This window comes from Streptomyces sp. HP-A2021 (genome assembly GCF_022807935.1).
Classification (GTDB): Bacteria; Actinomycetota; Actinomycetes; order Streptomycetales; family Streptomycetaceae; genus Streptomyces; species Streptomyces afghaniensis.
The window spans coordinates 3195807-3212151 of the sequence record NZ_CP094344.1; the positions used below are offsets into that span (position 1 = coordinate 3195807).

Annotated in this window: 20 protein-coding genes; 6 read left to right on the forward strand and 14 right to left on the reverse strand. The window is 69.3% G+C overall.

The window, feature by feature from the left end:
- Positions 1-19: 19 nt before the first annotated feature.
- From MQE23_RS14340 to MQE23_RS14360, 5 genes are all read right to left on the reverse strand, one after another.
- Entirely contained in the window at positions 20-1720 is a 1701-nt protein-coding gene (locus tag MQE23_RS14340; protein WP_243379333.1) for a methylmalonyl-CoA mutase family protein, read from the reverse strand.
- Positions 1721-1795: 75 nt separating this feature from the next.
- A complete protein-coding gene (locus MQE23_RS14345) occupies positions 1796-2134 on the reverse strand; it encodes a DUF3817 domain-containing protein (RefSeq protein ID WP_020276088.1) in 339 nt (112 codons plus the stop codon).
- A 43-nt stretch (positions 2135-2177) separates the two neighbouring features.
- A complete protein-coding gene (locus MQE23_RS14350; RefSeq protein ID WP_020276089.1) occupies positions 2178-2687 on the reverse strand; it encodes a MarR family transcriptional regulator in 510 nt (169 codons plus the stop codon).
- Between the two features lie 32 nt (positions 2688-2719).
- Positions 2720-3067 carry an antibiotic biosynthesis monooxygenase family protein gene (locus tag MQE23_RS14355; RefSeq protein WP_037672446.1) on the reverse strand — a complete coding sequence of 116 codons (348 nt, stop codon included), beginning with the start codon at positions 3065-3067 and terminating at the stop codon, positions 2720-2722.
- The gene (locus MQE23_RS14360) at positions 3064-4323 is read right to left on the reverse strand and encodes a cytochrome P450 (RefSeq protein ID WP_082320044.1); all 1260 of its coding nucleotides are present in this window, start codon (positions 4321-4323) and stop codon (positions 3064-3066) included. The genes MQE23_RS14355 and MQE23_RS14360 overlap by 4 nt, the downstream gene beginning before the upstream one ends.
- Positions 4324-4569: 246 nt before the next feature.
- On the opposite strand from MQE23_RS14360, the gene MQE23_RS14365 reads away from it, so the two are divergent.
- Both MQE23_RS14365 and MQE23_RS14370 read left to right on the forward strand, forming a co-directional pair.
- Entirely contained in the window at positions 4570-6198 is a 1629-nt protein-coding gene (locus tag MQE23_RS14365) for an FAD-dependent monooxygenase (protein ID WP_279345143.1), read from the forward strand.
- A gap of 35 nt (positions 6199-6233) precedes the next feature.
- Positions 6234-7217 (forward strand): amidohydrolase family protein, encoded by a 984-nt coding sequence (locus tag MQE23_RS14370; protein ID WP_037672448.1) that lies wholly within the window; start codon positions 6234-6236, stop codon positions 7215-7217.
- Between the two features lie 75 nt (positions 7218-7292).
- Here the strand turns inward: MQE23_RS14370 and MQE23_RS14375 are convergent, their stop codons facing one another.
- The 9 genes from MQE23_RS14375 to MQE23_RS14415 form a co-directional block, all read right to left on the reverse strand.
- On the reverse strand, positions 7293-7634 hold the full coding sequence (locus MQE23_RS14375) for a TcmI family type II polyketide cyclase (RefSeq protein ID WP_020276095.1): 342 nt from the start codon (positions 7632-7634) through the stop codon (positions 7293-7295).
- A gap of 26 nt (positions 7635-7660) precedes the next feature.
- On the reverse strand, positions 7661-8140 hold the full coding sequence (locus MQE23_RS14380; RefSeq protein ID WP_020276096.1) for an SRPBCC family protein: 480 nt from the start codon (positions 8138-8140) through the stop codon (positions 7661-7663).
- Between the two features lies 1 nt (position 8141).
- Positions 8142-8399, reverse strand: coding sequence for an acyl carrier protein (locus MQE23_RS14385; protein ID WP_020276097.1), 258 nt, complete (start codon positions 8397-8399; stop codon positions 8142-8144).
- Positions 8400-8443: 44 nt separating this feature from the next.
- Positions 8444-9694, reverse strand: a complete 1251-nt coding sequence (locus MQE23_RS14390) for a ketosynthase chain-length factor (RefSeq protein WP_020276098.1) — start codon at positions 9692-9694, stop codon at positions 8444-8446.
- The gene (locus MQE23_RS14395) at positions 9691-10959 is read right to left on the reverse strand and encodes a beta-ketoacyl-[acyl-carrier-protein] synthase family protein (protein WP_243379336.1); all 1269 of its coding nucleotides are present in this window, start codon (positions 10957-10959) and stop codon (positions 9691-9693) included. Before MQE23_RS14395 ends, MQE23_RS14390 begins: the two co-directional genes overlap by 4 nt.
- Positions 10956-11420: a cupin domain-containing protein gene (locus MQE23_RS14400; protein ID WP_020276100.1), complete on the reverse strand. Its 465-nt coding sequence runs from the start codon at positions 11418-11420 to the stop codon at positions 10956-10958. The genes MQE23_RS14395 and MQE23_RS14400 overlap by 4 nt, the downstream gene beginning before the upstream one ends.
- 60 nt (positions 11421-11480) lie before the next feature.
- On the reverse strand, positions 11481-12599 hold the full coding sequence (locus MQE23_RS14405; RefSeq protein WP_243379337.1) for a SchA/CurD-like domain-containing protein: 1119 nt from the start codon (positions 12597-12599) through the stop codon (positions 11481-11483).
- Between the two features lie 215 nt (positions 12600-12814).
- Positions 12815-13108, reverse strand: coding sequence for an MTH1187 family thiamine-binding protein (locus MQE23_RS14410; protein ID WP_243379338.1), 294 nt, complete (start codon positions 13106-13108; stop codon positions 12815-12817).
- Positions 13105-13449, reverse strand: a complete 345-nt coding sequence (locus MQE23_RS14415) for a DUF3817 domain-containing protein (protein ID WP_020276103.1) — start codon at positions 13447-13449, stop codon at positions 13105-13107. Before MQE23_RS14415 ends, MQE23_RS14410 begins: the two co-directional genes overlap by 4 nt.
- A gap of 205 nt (positions 13450-13654) precedes the next feature.
- Between MQE23_RS14415 and MQE23_RS14420 the strand changes: the two genes are divergently transcribed.
- The 4 genes from MQE23_RS14420 (at position 13655) to MQE23_RS14435 (ending at position 16329) form a co-directional block, all read left to right on the forward strand.
- Positions 13655-14287 (forward strand): AIM24 family protein, encoded by a 633-nt coding sequence (locus tag MQE23_RS14420; RefSeq protein ID WP_010048561.1) that lies wholly within the window; start codon positions 13655-13657, stop codon positions 14285-14287.
- 1 nt (position 14288) lies between these two features.
- Positions 14289-14939, forward strand: coding sequence for an AIM24 family protein (locus MQE23_RS14425; RefSeq protein ID WP_020276105.1), 651 nt, complete (start codon positions 14289-14291; stop codon positions 14937-14939).
- Positions 14936-15736, forward strand: a complete 801-nt coding sequence (locus MQE23_RS14430; protein WP_020276106.1) for an AIM24 family protein — start codon at positions 14936-14938, stop codon at positions 15734-15736. Before MQE23_RS14425 ends, MQE23_RS14430 begins: the two co-directional genes overlap by 4 nt.
- 116 nt (positions 15737-15852) lie before the next feature.
- On the forward strand, positions 15853-16329 hold the full coding sequence (locus tag MQE23_RS14435; protein WP_020276107.1) for a MarR family transcriptional regulator: 477 nt from the start codon (positions 15853-15855) through the stop codon (positions 16327-16329).
- The last annotated feature ends 16 nt before the right edge of the window (positions 16330-16345 follow it).

Here is a 16345-nt window from a genome sequence, read left to right on the forward strand (position 1 = left end):
AACCACGCTGGCGCGGGGCTCAGAAACCGGCAGGCTCCGTGTACACCCCCCACTCGTCCCGCAGCACCCCGCAGATCTCGCCGAGCGTCGCCTCGGCGCGTACCGCCTCCAGCATCGGCTCGATCATGTTCGCGTCCGACCGCGCCGCGGCGATCATGCCGTCGAGCGCCGCCCGGACCCGCGCGTCGTCCCGCCCGGCCTTCCGCTCCGCGAGCACCCGGACCTGCTCCCGCTCCACCTCGTGGCTGACCCGCAGGATCTCCAGATCGCCGGTCACCGACCCGGTGTGGACGTTCACCCCGACGACCTTCTTGTCACCCTTCTCCAGGGCCTGCTGGTACCGGAACGCCGACTCCGCGATCTCCCCGGTGAACCAGCCGTCCTCGATGCCCCGCAGGATCCCGGAGGTGATCGGCCCGATCGGGTGCTGCCCGTCGGGGTGCGCCCGCAGTCCCCGCTCCCTTATCTGCTCGAAGATCTTCTCGGCGTCGGCCTCGATCCGGTCCGTGAGCTGCTCGACGTACCAGGAGCCGCCCAGCGGGTCGGCCACGTTGGCCACCCCGGTCTCCTCCATCAGCACCTGCTGGGTCCGCAGCGCGATCTCCGCCGCCTGCTCGCTGGGCAGCGCGAGGGTCTCGTCGAGGGCGTTGGTGTGCAGCGAGTTCGTCCCGCCGAGCACGGCCGCCAGCGCCTCCACAGCCGTCCGTACGACGTTGTTGTACGGCTGCTGCGCGGTGAGGGAGACACCCGCCGTCTGGGTGTGGAAGCGCAGCCACTGCGCCTTCTCCGACTGCGCCCCGTACACGTCCCGCATCCAGCGGGCCCAGATCCGTCGCGCGGCCCGGAACTTCGCGATCTCCTCGAAGAAGTCGACGTGCGCGTCGAAGAAGAAGGACAGGCCGGGCGCGAAGACGTCGACGTCAAGACCGCGCGACAGGCCCAGCTCCACGTACCCGAAGCCGTCCGCCAGCGTGTAGGCCAGCTCCTGCGCGGCCGTCGCCCCGGCCTCCCGGATGTGGTAGCCGGAGACCGACAGCGGCTTGTAGGCGGGGATGCCGGCCGCGCAGTGCTCCATGAGGTCGCCGATCAGCCGCAGGTGCGGTTCCGGCTGGAAGAGCCACTCCTTCTGGGCGATGTACTCCTTGAAGATGTCCGTCTGGAGCGTGCCGTTCAGGACGGAGGTGTCGACGCCCTGCCGTTCGGCGGCGACCAGGTACATGCAGAAGACGGGCACGGCCGGTCCGCTGATGGTCATGGACGTCGTCACGTCACCCAGCGGGATGTCCTTGAACAGGACCTCCATGTCGGCCGCCGAGTCGATCGCGACACCGCAGTGCCCGACCTCGCCCAGCGAGCGCGGGTCGTCGGAGTCGCGGCCCATGAGCGTCGGCATGTCGAAGGCGACCGAGAGCCCGCCCCCGCCGTTGCGGAGGATCATCTTGTAGCGCTCGTTGGTCTGCTCGGCGTTGCCGAACCCGGCGAACTGCCGGATGGTCCACGTACGCCCTCGGTAGCCGGTCGCGTACAGGCCGCGGGTGAAGGGGTACTCCCCGGGCCAGCCGATCCGCTCGAACCCGTCGTACCTGTCGCCGGGCCGGGGCCCGTACACCGGCTCCACGGGATCGCCGGAGAGCGTGCTGAAGTCGGCCTCGCGCTTGCGCGCGGAGTCGTACCGGGCCTGCCAGCGACGGCGGCCTTCCTCTATGGCGTCAGCGTCCATACCATCGAATTTACTAGGACGTCCAAGTAAATGTCGATGGCAGACCGCCGTACGTTCGTCCGTACGGCGGTGCGGTTACGCCTTGGCGGTCGCGGGCGAGTCCTCCGCGACCCTGGCCTCGAGCTCGTGGCTGATCTTGCGCTCCACGAAGAACGCGGCCGTCGGGATGGTCCCCGCGAGCAGCACCCAGATCTGCTTGCCCACCGGCCACTTCGCCTTGGAGCCCAGGTCGAAGGCGAAGATCAGGTACACGACGTAGAGCCAGCCGTGCGCGATGCTGACGACGCGCGTGAAGTCGGCCGCGCCGTTCAGGTCGAGCACATACTTGCCGATCATGCCGAAGGTCAGCAGGACCAGCAGTACGCCGGTGACGTAGGCCATCACGCGATAGCGGGTCAGCACGCTCTTTTTCATGCCGTCGAGCGTAACCACCCGTTCCGGGAGATCTTGGCCCGGGTCACCCCTCCTCGAAGTCCCCCGCGGCGATCCGCAGCGGCCGCAGCATCGCGAAGATCTCGGCGCACTCCTCCGCGTCGTACACCCCGAGCCCGAAATCCATCGCCATCAGGTCGCGGGTGGCCGCCTCGACCACCTCACGGCCCTTGTCGGTGATGCTGGCGAGGGTGCCGCGTCCGTCGTTGGGGTTGGGCCGCTTGCCGACGAGACCCGACTTCACGAGCCGGTCCACGGTGTTCGTCACGGAGGTGGGATGCACCATGAGCCGCTCGCCGATCTTGGACATCGGCAGCTCGCCCGACTTGGAGAAGGTGAGCAGCACCAGCGCCTCGTAGCGCGCGAACGTCAGCCCGTACGGCTTGACCACCGCGTCGACCTCGGCGAGGAGGATCTGCTGGGCGCGCATGATCGAGGTGATCGCGGCCATGGACGGCACGTTTCCCCAGCGCTGCTTCCAGCGTTCGTCGGCGCGCGCGATCGGATCGAAGGAGAGACTGAGCGGCTTCGGCACGAACCCGACCTTACCGGCCGGTCACATGATGGTCAGCCCTGTCTCGGCCTTCGGTCACCCGTGCTCTCGGGCATGATCTCGAAGACCCCGGTCCACCGGTCGTCGTGCAGACAGGCGTTCATCGGACCGACCAGAGTGGCGTGCTCAGGGTCGGTGCGCCAGCGTTTGATGGCCTCGAGGCTCTCCCACTCGCTGGTGAGCAGCCATCGACCGGGATCATCGAGGGAGCGGCAGAGCTGTTCGCGCAGATGCCCGGGGGACCGCACGGCGCCGTCGCGTACGCCTTGGTAGGCGTCCACGAAATCCGCTTCCCTTCCCTCCCGGACGTGCAGCAGGCGCACCACTCGCACCCGCGCCGGTGCCGGAGCCTGCCCCGTCACGACGGGTCGAGGACGACGGGGAGTTCCGCGAGCCCGCGGAAGGCGGGGAACGGCACGGTCAGCCAGCGCACGTTCTCCGGCTCCCCGACCAGGGCCATGTCGGGGTGGCGCCCGAAGAGCGTGGTGAGGGCGATCTGCATCTCCAGACGTGCCAGCGGCGCGCCGATGCAGTAGTGCGGGCCGAGGCCGAATGCGAGGTGTGTCGCCTGGACGTTCGGGCGCTCGACGTCCATGCGGTCCGGGTCGGGGAACATCTCCGGGTCCCGGTTGGCCGCCGTGAGCGAGATCTGCACGAGCGCACCCTTGGGGATGAGTGTGTCGCGCATCTTGATGTCTTCCGTCGCGTAGCGGAACGTCGAGTTCTCCACGGAGGTCTCGAACCGGAAGATCTCTTCGACGGCTGCGGCCGTCGCCTCCGGGTCGCGGAAGGCCAGGCGCTTCTGCTCCGGTCGGCCGAGCAGGTGGTAGACGGCGTTGCCGATCTGGTACGCGGTCGACTTGTGGCCCGCGAAGAGCAGCACCCACGCGGTGGAGACGAGTTCGTGGTCGGTGAGCGCGCCGTCCTCGTCCTGCGCCGTGACGAGTGCGCTGAGCAGAGCTCCGTCCGGCTCCTTCCGCTTCCGCGCGATCAGGTCCACCAGATAGTCGCGCAGGTTGCCCTCGGCCAGTTCCAGCGCCTTCCTCGCCTCCGGCCCGAAGCCGGTCTGAGCGACGGTGGCGGACCATTCCTGGGCTTGCCTGCGTTCGTTCTCCGGGACGCCGAGGAGCTCGCAGATCACGTGCAGCGGCAGCGGGAAGCAGAACTCCGGGAGCAGGTTCAGGGGTTCGGACGCCGGGCAGCGGTCCAGCAGTTCGTCGGCGATCTTCTGGACCTTGGGCCGTAGCGATTCCACCCTCTTGGGGGTGAAGGTGGTGCCGACGATCCTGCGGAGCCTCGTGTGCTTGGGAGGGTCCGAGAAGAGCATGTTGTCGTCCAGGGCGATCGACGAGTCGCCGAAGATCCGGTGGTAGGCGTCGATGGCGCCGTACATGTCCTTGCTCAGCCGAGGATCGGCCAGGGCCGCACGGGCGTCGTCGTACCGGGTGATGAGATACGTGTCGACCCCGTGCGGGGGCTTCAGCGGGCATACGGGGGCTGTCGCCCTGAGCGCGGCGTAGACGGGATGCGGGTCGGCGCGAAACTCCCGGCTGCATGCCGAGGCCGCGGCGGCGGCCTCTTCGGGCGACATTTCCTCGGATGCGAACGCTTGCGTCATGGCTGATCCCGGGGGTCGAGAATTCCGTCGGTCGGTCACACAATTTCCCGGCCGCCGCTGCGCCGCAAACGCTGCGCGGCCATATGAGTCCGAGCGCCGCAGGATGTCCGCGGAATTGCTCCGGTTACCCGGCCGGCGTACCCCGGGGCGCCCCGGATCGCGCGCGTAAGTCCTGCTTGGTAAACATCATGGACGGGCCAGTCCACCGTTCCCGGACTGGGCAGTCGCCGGAGGACGAGGAAACCAGTGAGCGGACGCGGAGTGGAATCTGTACCAGTTCTCATCGTAGGCGGATCCCTGGTGGGTCTTTCCACCTCCGTGTTCCTGGGGCGTCTCGGAATCGAGCACATGCTCGTGGAGCGGCATGCCGAGACATCGACGCACCCACGCGGCCGCGGGAACAACGTGCGCACCATGGAGATCTTCCGGGCCGCCGGACTGGAGCAGAGCGTGCGGGAGGCCGCCTTCGCTCTCGCCGGGAACGACGGCGTGCTCCAGGTGGACACCCTCGCAGGGGACCAGCGCCGCTGGATCGTCCAGGACATCGCCGCAGGCATGGACGTCTCCCGGGTCAGCTCCTCGAACTGGTGCCTGTGCAGCCAGAACGATCTGGAGCCGGTCCTGCTGAACCGCGCCCGCCAGGGCGGGGACATCCGCTTCGGATCGGAGCTGCTTTCCTTCACGCAGGACCAAGAGGGAGTGCTGGCACAGGTCATGCGCCGGGACACCGGTGAGACCTGCACCGTGAAAGCTGATTTCCTGGTGGCCGCCGACGGCCCGAGAAGCCCCGTTCGCAAACAGCTGGGAATCGGCCAGTCCGGGCCCGGTGCCCTGTTTCACAACGTCAGTGTCACGTTCCGCAGCAAGACCCTCAAGGAATACGTCGGGCCGAAGCGCTTCATCGTCTGTTACACCACGGATCCGCAGGGGGAAGGCGCCCTGCTGCCCGTGGACAACGAAGAGCGGTGGGTCATTCATATCCCTTGGTCTCCAGATCGGGGCGAAACCCTGGAGGACTTCGGAAACGAGCGCTGCGCGGCACATATTCGCGCGGCTGTCGGTGTTCCGGACATTGATGTCGAGATCACGGGGAAGGCGCCCTGGCACGCTTCCAAGCGAGTCGCGGACAGCTACGGGCAGGGCCGGGTCTTTCTGGCCGGTGACTCGGCTCACGAAATGCCGCCCAACGGGGCGTTCGGCTCCAACACCGGGATCCAGGACGCCCACAACCTCGCCTGGAAACTCGCCGCGGTACTGCGTGGCTGGGCCGGCCTGCCACTGCTCGACACCTACGAGTGTGAACGACGGCCTGTCGCTGTCACGACGAGCGCACGGGCCTCCCAGCAGGCCACCGAGGAGCAGCACCCCGCATTCCGCCCGGCAGCGGGACGCAACAACGACGCGGCGGACCTCATGACGGTCGCGCTCTGCTACCGGTACGCCTCGAACGCAGTGGTGGGCGCCTCCCCTCGGCGGCCGGTCGTCCCGGACACCTTCCTGATCGACGGAGCGCCGGGGAGCCGCGCACCCCACATGTGGGTCAGGAGGGCAGGCGCCAGGATCTCCACTCTCGATCTGTACGAGCGTTCCTTCGTCGTGCTCGCCGGGGCCGAAGGCCACCGGTGGCGCCGCGCGGCGGAGCAGGCCGACGAGAACCTGGGCGTTCCGGTCGAGGTGTATCTCGTGGGAGACGGCCCTGATCACGACCTCGTTCCCGAGCCGGATGCCGACTGGGCGGCGCTGCACGGCACCGCCGACGACGGTGCCGTCCTCGTACGCCCGGACGGTTTCGTCGCCTGGCGCGCGCCCACCCACCTGCCGTCCCCCGATCGGGTGCTGACGGACGTGCTGCGGACCGTGCTCTGCCGCACCTGAGCACCCACCGAAACGACCACACCGAGGACATGCCGATGACATTCGAAGACGGCCCCGTAGCGGGCCGAGTGGACGTCCACCACCATTTCACCGCGCCTGCCTGGCTGGACTGGGCGGAAGAACGCGGTGTCGTCAACCGCGAGCGGCTGCCCTGGTGGACACGCTGGGACCTGGACGCGGCTCTGGAGGTCATGGACAAGACGGGCATCAGCACCGCCGTCATGACCGTCGCGATGCTCGGACGGTTCCGTGAGCGCGCGGAGCGCCAGGAGAGCGCACGGATCGCCCTGCGGGCGGCGGCCGATGTCGTCGAGGACCGTCCCGCGCGCTTCGCCTTCTTCACTCCCGTGTTCCTGGACGACCTGGAACTCTCGCAGTGGAGCCTCCGCTACGGGCTCGACGAGCTCGGGGCCGTCGGAGTGAGCACGAGAACGAGCATGGACGGTGTCTACCTCGGTGACGCCTCCCACGACCGCCTCCTGCAGGAGCTGAACGACCGGTCCGCCGTCATCAGCACGCATCCCATGGAGGTGCCGGCCGGAAAGGACGGCGGTGCCGGACTGCCGGGCATGCCGCCCTTCGTGTGCGACTTCCTCATGGACACCACACGCGCGGCCATCAACCTGATCCGCAACGGCACCCTGGACCGCTATCCGAATCTCAGCTTCGTCCTCCCCCACGGGGGAGGCTTCCTGCCGTACATGGCCACGCGGCTCGAACTCTTCGGCGGGCACCTCACTCCCGGCATCGAGCCGGGCAGGGTCCGTGACTACCTGCACCGGTTCTACTTCGACACGGCGGGCCCCATGTCTCCCTCCGCCACGCCCACGCTGCTGGCCACGGTGGATCCCAGCCGGGTCCTCTTCGGCACGGACTGGCCGCCCACCCCCGCGCAGGTCGTCGCCGACGTCGCGGTACCCGCCCTGGACTCCGATCCCTTCGTCTCGCCGGAACAGCTCAGGGGCATCAACCGGGAGAACGCCCTGCGCCTGCTGCCGGCACTGGCCCGCTCGTCCTGAGCTCCTGGCCGCACGGACGAGAGAAGGCCGCCGCCCCGTGAGGGCGGCGGCCTTCTCATCTCTCCTCGGCGTCACTCACCGGGCGGCCGGGGCCGTGTCTCTCTCCCAGTGGTAGAAGCACTGCGCCATCGCGTCCTTCGGACCGCGCCAGGTCTGCGGGTCGTACGGGCTGACGTACGCCTCGAGCTTGCTGCTGATGTCGCGGAACTCGGGGTGCCCGGCCACGCGCGCGATGGCGGGGCCCGGGTCCTGCTCGGCCTCGATGAAGTGCATGTACACATCGCCGAACTGGAAGAGGGAACGCTGGGTCACCCCGACGAGGCGGGGCAGGTCGCCGCGGTCGGAAGCCGCGAAGACCTCGGCGATGTCCGGAGCGGCGTGCGGGGCCATCCGGGCGACGATCAGGGCGTGGTGCATGAGGTCTCCTTACGCGGCGGCGCCGTTCAGGCGGGCGTGACGGGGGAGGTCCGCCGCTCGTCGGCGGCCTGCTCGATGCGGTCGCGGATGAGGGCCATCTGGACGGGCGAGTTGCGGTTGATGATGTCCGTCATCCCGGCGTCGTCGACCGGCGCGTCCGGCCTCATGGCGAAGTCCTGGGTCCAGCGCATCCGGGTGCCGTCGGGGGTCTCCTCGTACTCCCACCGGATGTTCATGTACTCGAACGGGCCGGGTTCGACCCGGCGTGCCGTGACGGTGAGTTTGTCGCGGTCGGTGGTCCGTTCCGACACCCAGCTCCACACCTTGCCGTTCTCGTCGGGGTGCATGGTCAGGCGGAAGGTCACCGTGTCGCCCTGCCGGGACAGCACGTCGGCGGCCGCGTACTCGCTGAACAGCTGCGGCCATCTCTCGATGTCGTTGGTCATGTCCCAGACGAGGTCGAGGGGTGCGGCGATGGTGATCTCGTTCTCGGTGTGTCCTGCCATGTCAGGCTCCTGCCGTGAGCGTGCTGTTGACGAGGTCGAGGAAGTCGCGGGGGGTCTTGCACTTCTCCGCGTCGGTGGGGAGCGCCCGGGCGTGCCGGTTCTCCAGCTCGCCCACGATGCCGAGGAGACCCAGCGAGTCCAGCCCGAACTCGGCGAAGGGGGTGTCCACCCGGGCTTCGAGGTCGTGCGGGTCGACGGTGACACCGGCGGCCTTCTTCATCAGTGCGGCCAGCTCTTCCAGGGTCACTTCACTGCTCATGCGCGTTCTCCTTGTCGAACGGGTGCGTACGGGTGCGGTGGGCTTCACCGGGCGGCCGGTCCCGGGTCGCGGCGCAGTACCAGCGCCGCGTTGGAGCCCATGAGTCCACGGCTGAGGACCAGGGCCGTGCTCAGCTCGGCCGGGCGCGCCGCCGTCGTCACCAGGTCGATGTCGTGGCAGATGTCGAAGACGTTGGGCGTGGGCGGGATCAGCCCTTGCTCCATGGCCATCACCGCGGCCGCGACGTCCAGCAGGGGCGCCCCGCAGTAGGACCGCCCGATGCCGGTCTTGGGAGCCGTGACGGGCACGCGGATGCCGTGCGGGCCCAGGGCGTCGGCGAGGGCGAGGGCCTCGGCGCGGTCCGCCTCCGGGACACCCATCGCGTCGGCGAAGACGACGTCGATCTCCTCCGGTGCGCAGCCGGCCTCGTCGAGGGCACCGCGGATGGCACGGGCGAGTCCCTCCCGTGAGCGGTCCCAGCGCGAGGCGCCGGTGAACGTGGCCGCGTGGCCCGCCACGGTGGCGCGGACGTCCGCGCCGCGTCGGCGTGCGCGGTCCAGGTCCTCGACGATCAGCACGGCACCGCCCTCGGCCGGGACGAAGCCGCAGGCCGCGGAGGTGAAGGGGCGATAGGCCCGCGCCGGATCCTCGACCGTGCTGAGTTCCGGGTATCCGAGCTGGCAGACCATCGAGTACGGAGCCAGCGGCGCTTCGGCCGCCCCGGCCACGACCACGTCGGTCCCCCGCCCCACGGTGCGGGCGGCGTGCGCGACGGCGTCCAGCCCGCCGGCCTCGTCGCTCGCCACCACGCCGCAGGGGCCCTTGAAGCCGCTGCGGATCGATATCTGGCCCGTGCTGGCCGCGTAGAACCAGGCGATGGACTGGTAGGGACCGACGAAGCGGGACCCCTGTCCCCACAGCTTCTGCAGCTCCCGCTGGCCGAATTCACCACCACCGGATCCGGCAGCGGTGACCACACCGACGGAGTACGGGGAGTCGGCGGCCGCGTCGCTCAGCCCCGCGTCCTTCAGGGCGGCACCGGCGGCGGCCATCGCGAAGTGGCTGAAGCGGTCGGTCTGGACGAGGAAGGTCTCCTCGATGAGTGCCGCCGGGTCGAATCCCCGGACCTCGCCGGCGACACGGAGCGGAAGGTGCCCGCATCCCTCCCGGGTGATCCGGTCGAGTACGGACAGGCCCTCCTCGACGGACTTCCAGTAGGTCTCCGTCTGCAGTCCGTTGGGCGCGACCACACCCATCCCCGTGATGGCGGTGCGGCGGTTGGGCTGAGCACTCATCGTTTCCTCCCGGCCTGCCCTGTCAGGAGCACTGCGGACTGGAACCCGCCGAAGCCGCTGCCCACGGACAGCACGTTGGCGAGCTTGCGCGGGCGGGCGGTGCGCGGTACGTAGTCCAGGTCGCACTCGGGGTCCGGGGTCTCGTAGTTCGCCGTCGGCGGGACCACCTGGTGGGCCAGGGCCAGCACGCAGGCGACGATCTCGATCGCGCCGATCGCACCGAGCGAGTGGCCCACCATGGACTTGATCGAACTCATGGGCGTGTCATAGGCGTGGGCGCCCAGCGACCGTTTGACCGCGGCGGTCTCGTGACGGTCGTTCTGGCGGGTGCCCGACCCGTGCGCGTTGACGTAGTCGATGAGTGAGGGGTCGAGCCGGGCCTGTCCGAGCGCGCTGTCGATGGCCCGGGCCATCTCCAGGCCCTCGCTGGTCAGTCCGGTCATGTGGTACGCGTTGCCGAAGGTGGCGTAGCCGCGGATCTCGCAGTAGACGTGCGCGCCGCGGGCACGGGCGTGTTCGAGCTCCTCCAGGACGAGCACGGCGGAGCCCTCTCCCATGACGAATCCGTCGCGGTGGGCGTCGAAGGGCCGGGAGGCGTGCGCCGGGTCGTCGTTGTTCGGCGAGGTCGCCCTGATGGCGTCGAAGCAGGCCATGGTGATCGGGGAGATCGGGGAGTCGGACGCTCCGGCGATGCAGATGTCCGCGCGGCCGTCCTCGATCGTGTGGAAGCCGTAGCCCACCGCGTCGAGTCCGGAGGTGCAGCCGGTCGACACGGTCTGCACCGGCCCCTGGGCTCCGAAGTACTCGGCGACGTCGGACGCCAGGGTGCTGGGCGAGAAGGCCCGGTGCAGCTGCGGGCCGGCGGCGCTGTGGTCGACGTCCCAGCGTTGCCCTCGCTCGCTGACCAGGACGTAGTCGTGCTCCAGGCGGGTCGTGCCGCCCACGGCGCTGCCGAGCGAGACGGCCACGCGCCACGGGTCCTCGGCGCCGAATTCGATGCCGCAGTCGGTCACCGCCTCCGCGGCGGCGACGAGGGCGAACTGTATGTACCGGTCGGCGCGTTCGACCAGGCCGGGATCGAGCCCGTGCGCGACCGGGTCGAAGTCGCACTCGGCCGCGATGCGTGAGCGCAACCCCTCGGGATCGAACAGTGTGATGCCGCGCGTCGCGGTACGGCCGCTGGAGAGGAGGTCCCAGAAGGCCGGCACCCCGATACCGCCCGGGGCGACGACACCAATGCCGGTGACCGCCACCCGCCGGGTCACGAGGGCACCCCGCGTCGCTCCGGCTGCACTCCGTCCCCCTGCACGGCCGGGTACGTTTCGCCGCTCGCGCTCTCCTGAACGGCCTCCGTGTCGACGTGGCCCATGCTCGGCTTCGGCGCCAGCGGACCCAGGTGGAAGACCATCCGGGCTTCGGCGTCACCGATGTTGCGGAAGCGGTGCCGCATGCCGATGGGGATCATGAGGCCCTGGTCGGCGCGGATCGGGCGCGTCACGTCGTCCAGGTCGACTTCCAGCTCGCCCTGGACGACGTAGACGAACTCCTCCGAGTACGGGTGGTAGTGCTCGCTGATGCGTTCACCCGGCTGCATGATGGCCAGGCCCATGAACCCGCTCGTGGATCCCACCGTGAGGGGCGTGAGCAGGGTGCGCAGGTCGCCGCCACGCTTGCGGTTGGGCTCGGTCTCACTGAGGTCCACGATGCGCGGGCGCGTCTTGTGCATGGTCCGTCTCCAGGTAGGTCTGTGGGGTGTTGTCGATGAGCGGGTGTCGTTCACGGACTGTCAGGACTCGGCAGCCCTGCGATCGGTGATCAGCGTCATGTCGGAGTGCGCCAGGAGGCGGGTGGCGTCCCGCTCGTCGGAGAGCGGCCCTTCGACGCCGAGTGCGGCGCCGTCGAGCAGGCGGGCCAGCACGGCGGCCTTCCTCGGGCCGTGCATGCCGAGCGCCCTGACCGGATCGGTCTCGGGATCCCGCGTGTCGATGAGACGGACGACCAGGTCGTCCCGGTGGAAGACGGTGCTGCGGTGCACGGGGCCGGCGGGGTCGGCCGCGGCCGTCTCGTCCTGCTGGGCGAGCAGCCGTGCCAGCACCATCCCGCAGCCCTCACGGGCCGGGTAGTACAGGGCGTGGCGCCGCAGACCGGCCGGCTCCGGTCCGCCGCGTGCCACATGGTGGACGGCCGGCATGGCCGCGCGGATGAAGAAGGCCCGTGCCGACGCGGGGTCGGTCAGGTCCCGGCTCTGTTCCAGGTGCGGATTGAGGGCTTCCTCGACGGCCCGCACCTCCGGCTGACGCGAGACATGGCGCAGCGCCGTCTGCAGATCGCCCTCCACCTCGACGGTGCGTACGACTCGGTTGCCGTGCATGAACAGCGTCGTCCGGCGCAGTCGTGTGGAGTCGTCGGCGCGGGCCTGGGGCGGCGCGTATCCGGCGAGGATGTCCGCGACCTTCGACTCGGAGCCGGGCTTGACGGTGAACGTCAGCGCATGGCGCGTCACTCCGTCGCCCACCCGCACCGGCGCCCGGACCCCGTCGGCGGTTCCGGCGGTGGGCGCGAGGGCACGCCCGGTCTCCCGGACGACGTTGTAACGCAGCGACCGGATGTCCCGGACGCAGTCCTGCATGGGCCTGACGGTCTCGAGGTGCTCCTCACTGTTCACCCAGGCGAGATACGGCGGCGCGGTCGCCCATTCGCTGGTGATGAGCCACTGGGACGGGTTCTCCACGGACTGGCACAGCTGGTCACCGAGGTGACCGGGAACCGACGCGACCCGGTTGCGCATGTGCTCGTACGCGTCGAGGAACCGTTGCTGGGCGCCTTCGTGGAGATCGACGAGCAGGATGACGCGCAGCCTGGAGCCGTCGAACGCCGACTGGGACGTATACGTCGAAGTGTTCACCGGCAGGCCCTTCCTTCACTGGGCAGACGGCGGCCGCCGTGTCCAGCAGGGGGACGGCGGTCGGCCCTGAGCCCTCATCGTGGGTCGGTGCGTCGGACTCCGCGAGCCGCACGGGTCATCAGAGGGAACTGCCCGGTGCGCGGGGCGCGTTTGTGCCTCGCCATGACACGACGAAGCCCCGGCCCATGAAGAGCCGGGGCTGTGGTCCTTGCGGTCTACTCGGCGAGGTGCCGCTCCACCGTCTCCACCTTGGAGGTGAGCCCGTCCGTCACTCCGGGGCGGATGTCCGCCTTGAGGACGAGAGACACCCGAGGCGCCCGCCGCTCGACGGCGGCGACGGCACGCCTGACGACGTCCATGACCTCGTCCCATTCACCTTCGATCGAGGTGAACATCGCGTCGGTCCGGTTGGGCAGGCCCGACTCGCGCACCACGCGGACGGCGTCGGCGACGTACTCCCCCACGTCCTCGCCGACGCCCAGCGGCGTCACGGAGAAGGCGACGATCATGCCTTCACCGCTCCTTCCTGGCGCGCCCGGGACGCGATGACCGCGTCCTCGGCCTCACGCCGCAGCTTGCGCTCCGCGAAGAACCCACCGGTCGGCAGCACCGAGAGGACGAAGTACAGCGCGGCGGTCTTCACCGACCACTTCGTCCGGTTCCAGGCGTCGGCCCAGAAGATCACGTACAGGATGAACAGGACACCGTGCACCATGCCCATCACCGGCACGGCGTTGAAGTCCGTGGTCCGCTTCAGCACCGAGCAGACCAGCAGGAGGAGGAAGGAGATCGCCTCGGGGGCCGAGACCAGGCGGAGGCGGCGGATGGCGGTGGCGGTCTTGAGGTCCACGGGTCACCTTCGGTGGGAGAGACGCGGCGGTCTGACGATCTGAACGGTCGGTACGGCTGACGGTTTGTGAACGCACGCACAAGCGTCCCGCCCATTGTGACAAACCGCCGCGGGCTCCCACCCCTAGGGGTGCGGTCAGGGTCGTTCTCCACCCACAGGCCCTGTCCGTGGCGCCCGGCCTGCGGCTACCTTCACGTACGTGGCGATGTTCCGACTTCAGAGCAGCAAGGTGCTCGCCGTCGACATGACCGGAGACGCCGTGAAGGCGAAGAACGGCTCGATGGTCGCGTACGACGGCGAGATGGCCTTCAAGAAGCTCAGCGGCGGCGGCGAGGGCATACGGGGCATGGTGACCCGGCGGCTGACCGGCGAGCAGATGACCTTGATGGAGGTGAAGGGGCGGGGGACCTGCTGGTTCGCCGACCGCGCCTCCGAGATCAACCTGGTCGGCCTCCAGGGCGACAAGCTCTACGTGGAGTCGAGCAACCTGCTCGCGACCGACGGCGGGCTGCGCACGGGGACGGAGTTCACCGGCCTGCGTGGCGCCTCGCAGGGCAACGGGCTGTTCACGACGACCGTCGAGGGCCACGGCCAGGCGGCGATCATGTCGGACGGCCCGGCGGTGGTGCTGCGGGTGAGTCCGCAGTATCCGCTGACCGTCGACCCGGGGGCGTATGTGGCGCACCAGGGGAATCTGCGGCAGTCCTTCCAGTCCGGTGTGACGTTCCGCACGCTGCTCGGGGAGGGCGGCGGCGAGGCCTTCCAGATGCGGTTCGAGGGGGACGGCCTGGTGTACGTGCAGCCGAGCGAGCGGAACACGATCGCGGGAGACGTGTGACATGGCCTTCCGGGAGATCAACGCGAAGATGGTCGAGGCGACGGTGACGCCCGGTCAGCGGCTGTTCAGCCAGCGCGGTGCGATGCTCGCCTACCGGGGCGAGGTGTCCTTCACGCCCAACACGGCCGGCGGCCAGGGCGGGATCATGTCGATGATCGGCCGCCGGGTCGCCGACGAGGACACGCCCCTGATGACCGTCGAGGGCAGCGGCACCGTCCTCTTCGGGCACGGCGGGCATCACATCCAGGTGATCCAGCTGTCCGGCGACACGCTGTACGTCGAGGCGGACCGCCTCCTGGCCTTCGAGGGCACGCTCCAGCAGGGCACGATGTTCCTGGGCTCGCAGGGCGGCGTCATGGGCATGGTGCGCGGGCAGGTCAGCGGCCAGGGGCTGTTCACGACCACGCTCAAGGGGCACGGGGCCGTCGCGGTCATGGCCCACGGCGGGGTGATCGAGATCCCGATCACGCCCCAGCGGCCGGTGCACGTGGACCCGCAGGCCTACGTCGCCCACCACGGAGAGGTCCGCAACAAGCTGTCCACGGCCCTGGGCTGGCGGGACATGGTGGGCCGCGGCTCGGGCGAGGCGTTCCAGCTGGAGCTGAGCGGCAGCGGTGCGGTGTACGTCCAGGCGTCGGAGGAGAAGCTGTGAGCACGTACGGAACCCCGGGCGCCGGCCCCGCGGTCTTCGACCCGGCGACACTGCCGCCGGACGACAACGTCAATCCCTACACCTTCTGCGTGGAGCTCAAGGGGAGCCAGTGGTTCCTCCAGAAGGGGAAGATGATCGCCTACTACGGCTCGATCGATTTCAACGGCGTCGGACACGGCCGGCTGGACCGTCTCGTCCGTACGTCCTTCCATTCGCCACTGCACGCGAGCGAGTGGGTCGTGGCGGAGGGCTCGGGCAAGATGCTCCTCGCCGACCGGGCCTTCGACGTGAACTCGTACGACCTCGAGAACGGCAACCTGACCATTCGCTCGGGCAATCTCCTCGCTTTTCAGCCAACTCTGTCGCTGAAGCAATCAATCGTGCCGGGTTTCCTGACACTGATCGGAACCGGAAAGTTCGTGGCCGCGTCGAACGGCCCCGTGGTGTTCATGGAACCCCCCATCCGGGTCGACCCCCAGGCCCTGGTCGGATGGGCCGACTGCCCCTCCCCCTGCCACCACTACGACCATGGGTACATGACCGGCGTAATGGGCGGTCTACGTGCACTGACGGGCCTCGGCGGAGCCTCCGGCGAGGAGCACCAGTTCGAGTTCGTCGGCGCCGGCACGGTCCTGCTCCAGTCGTCCGAGACGCTGATGGCCGAGCAGGCCACGGGGGCTGTTCCGCACCAGGCCGGCGTCCCCGGCGGCGGGGCGCACAGCCCCGGGGCAGGGCCGTCCGGCGTACCGCGTCTTCCCGGACAGCTGGGGGACCTCCAGCGTCGCTTCGGGCTGTGAGCGGTAGTCTGCGGAGTGTGACGTCGAACGCCTGCGCACCAATGTTCGGCGGGTGCGCTCCGTCACACGAAAACCCTCACTAGTTCGCCTTTCAACATTTTAGGTAGACTTCATTCATGGAGACCGAGACGGCCACCCGCTGGCTGACCGATGCGGAGCAGTGCGCCTGGCGCACCCACCTGGAGGTCAACAGGCTGTTGACGTACCAGCTCGAAAAGGACCTGCAGCCGTTCGGCCTGACAATGAACGACTACGAGATCCTGGTGAATCTCTCCGAGTCGGAGGACCAGAGGATGCGGATGAGCGACCTCGCCTCCGCCACCCTCCAGTCCAAGAGCCGCCTCTCGCACCAGATCACCCGCATGGAGAACGCGAACCTGGTCCGGCGGGAGAACTGCGAGTCCGACCGCCGTGGGCTCTACGCGGTCCTCACCGAGCACGGCATGGCGACGATGCAGAAGGTCGCGCCCCACCATGTGGCGTCCGTGCGGAGGCACTTCATCGACCTGCTGTCCCCCGAGGCCCTGACGGAACTCGACAAGGCCCTCAAGCCCATCGCGGAGCACCTGCGCGCCCAGCGCGGACGCCCGTAACCCCCGGCTGGCACAT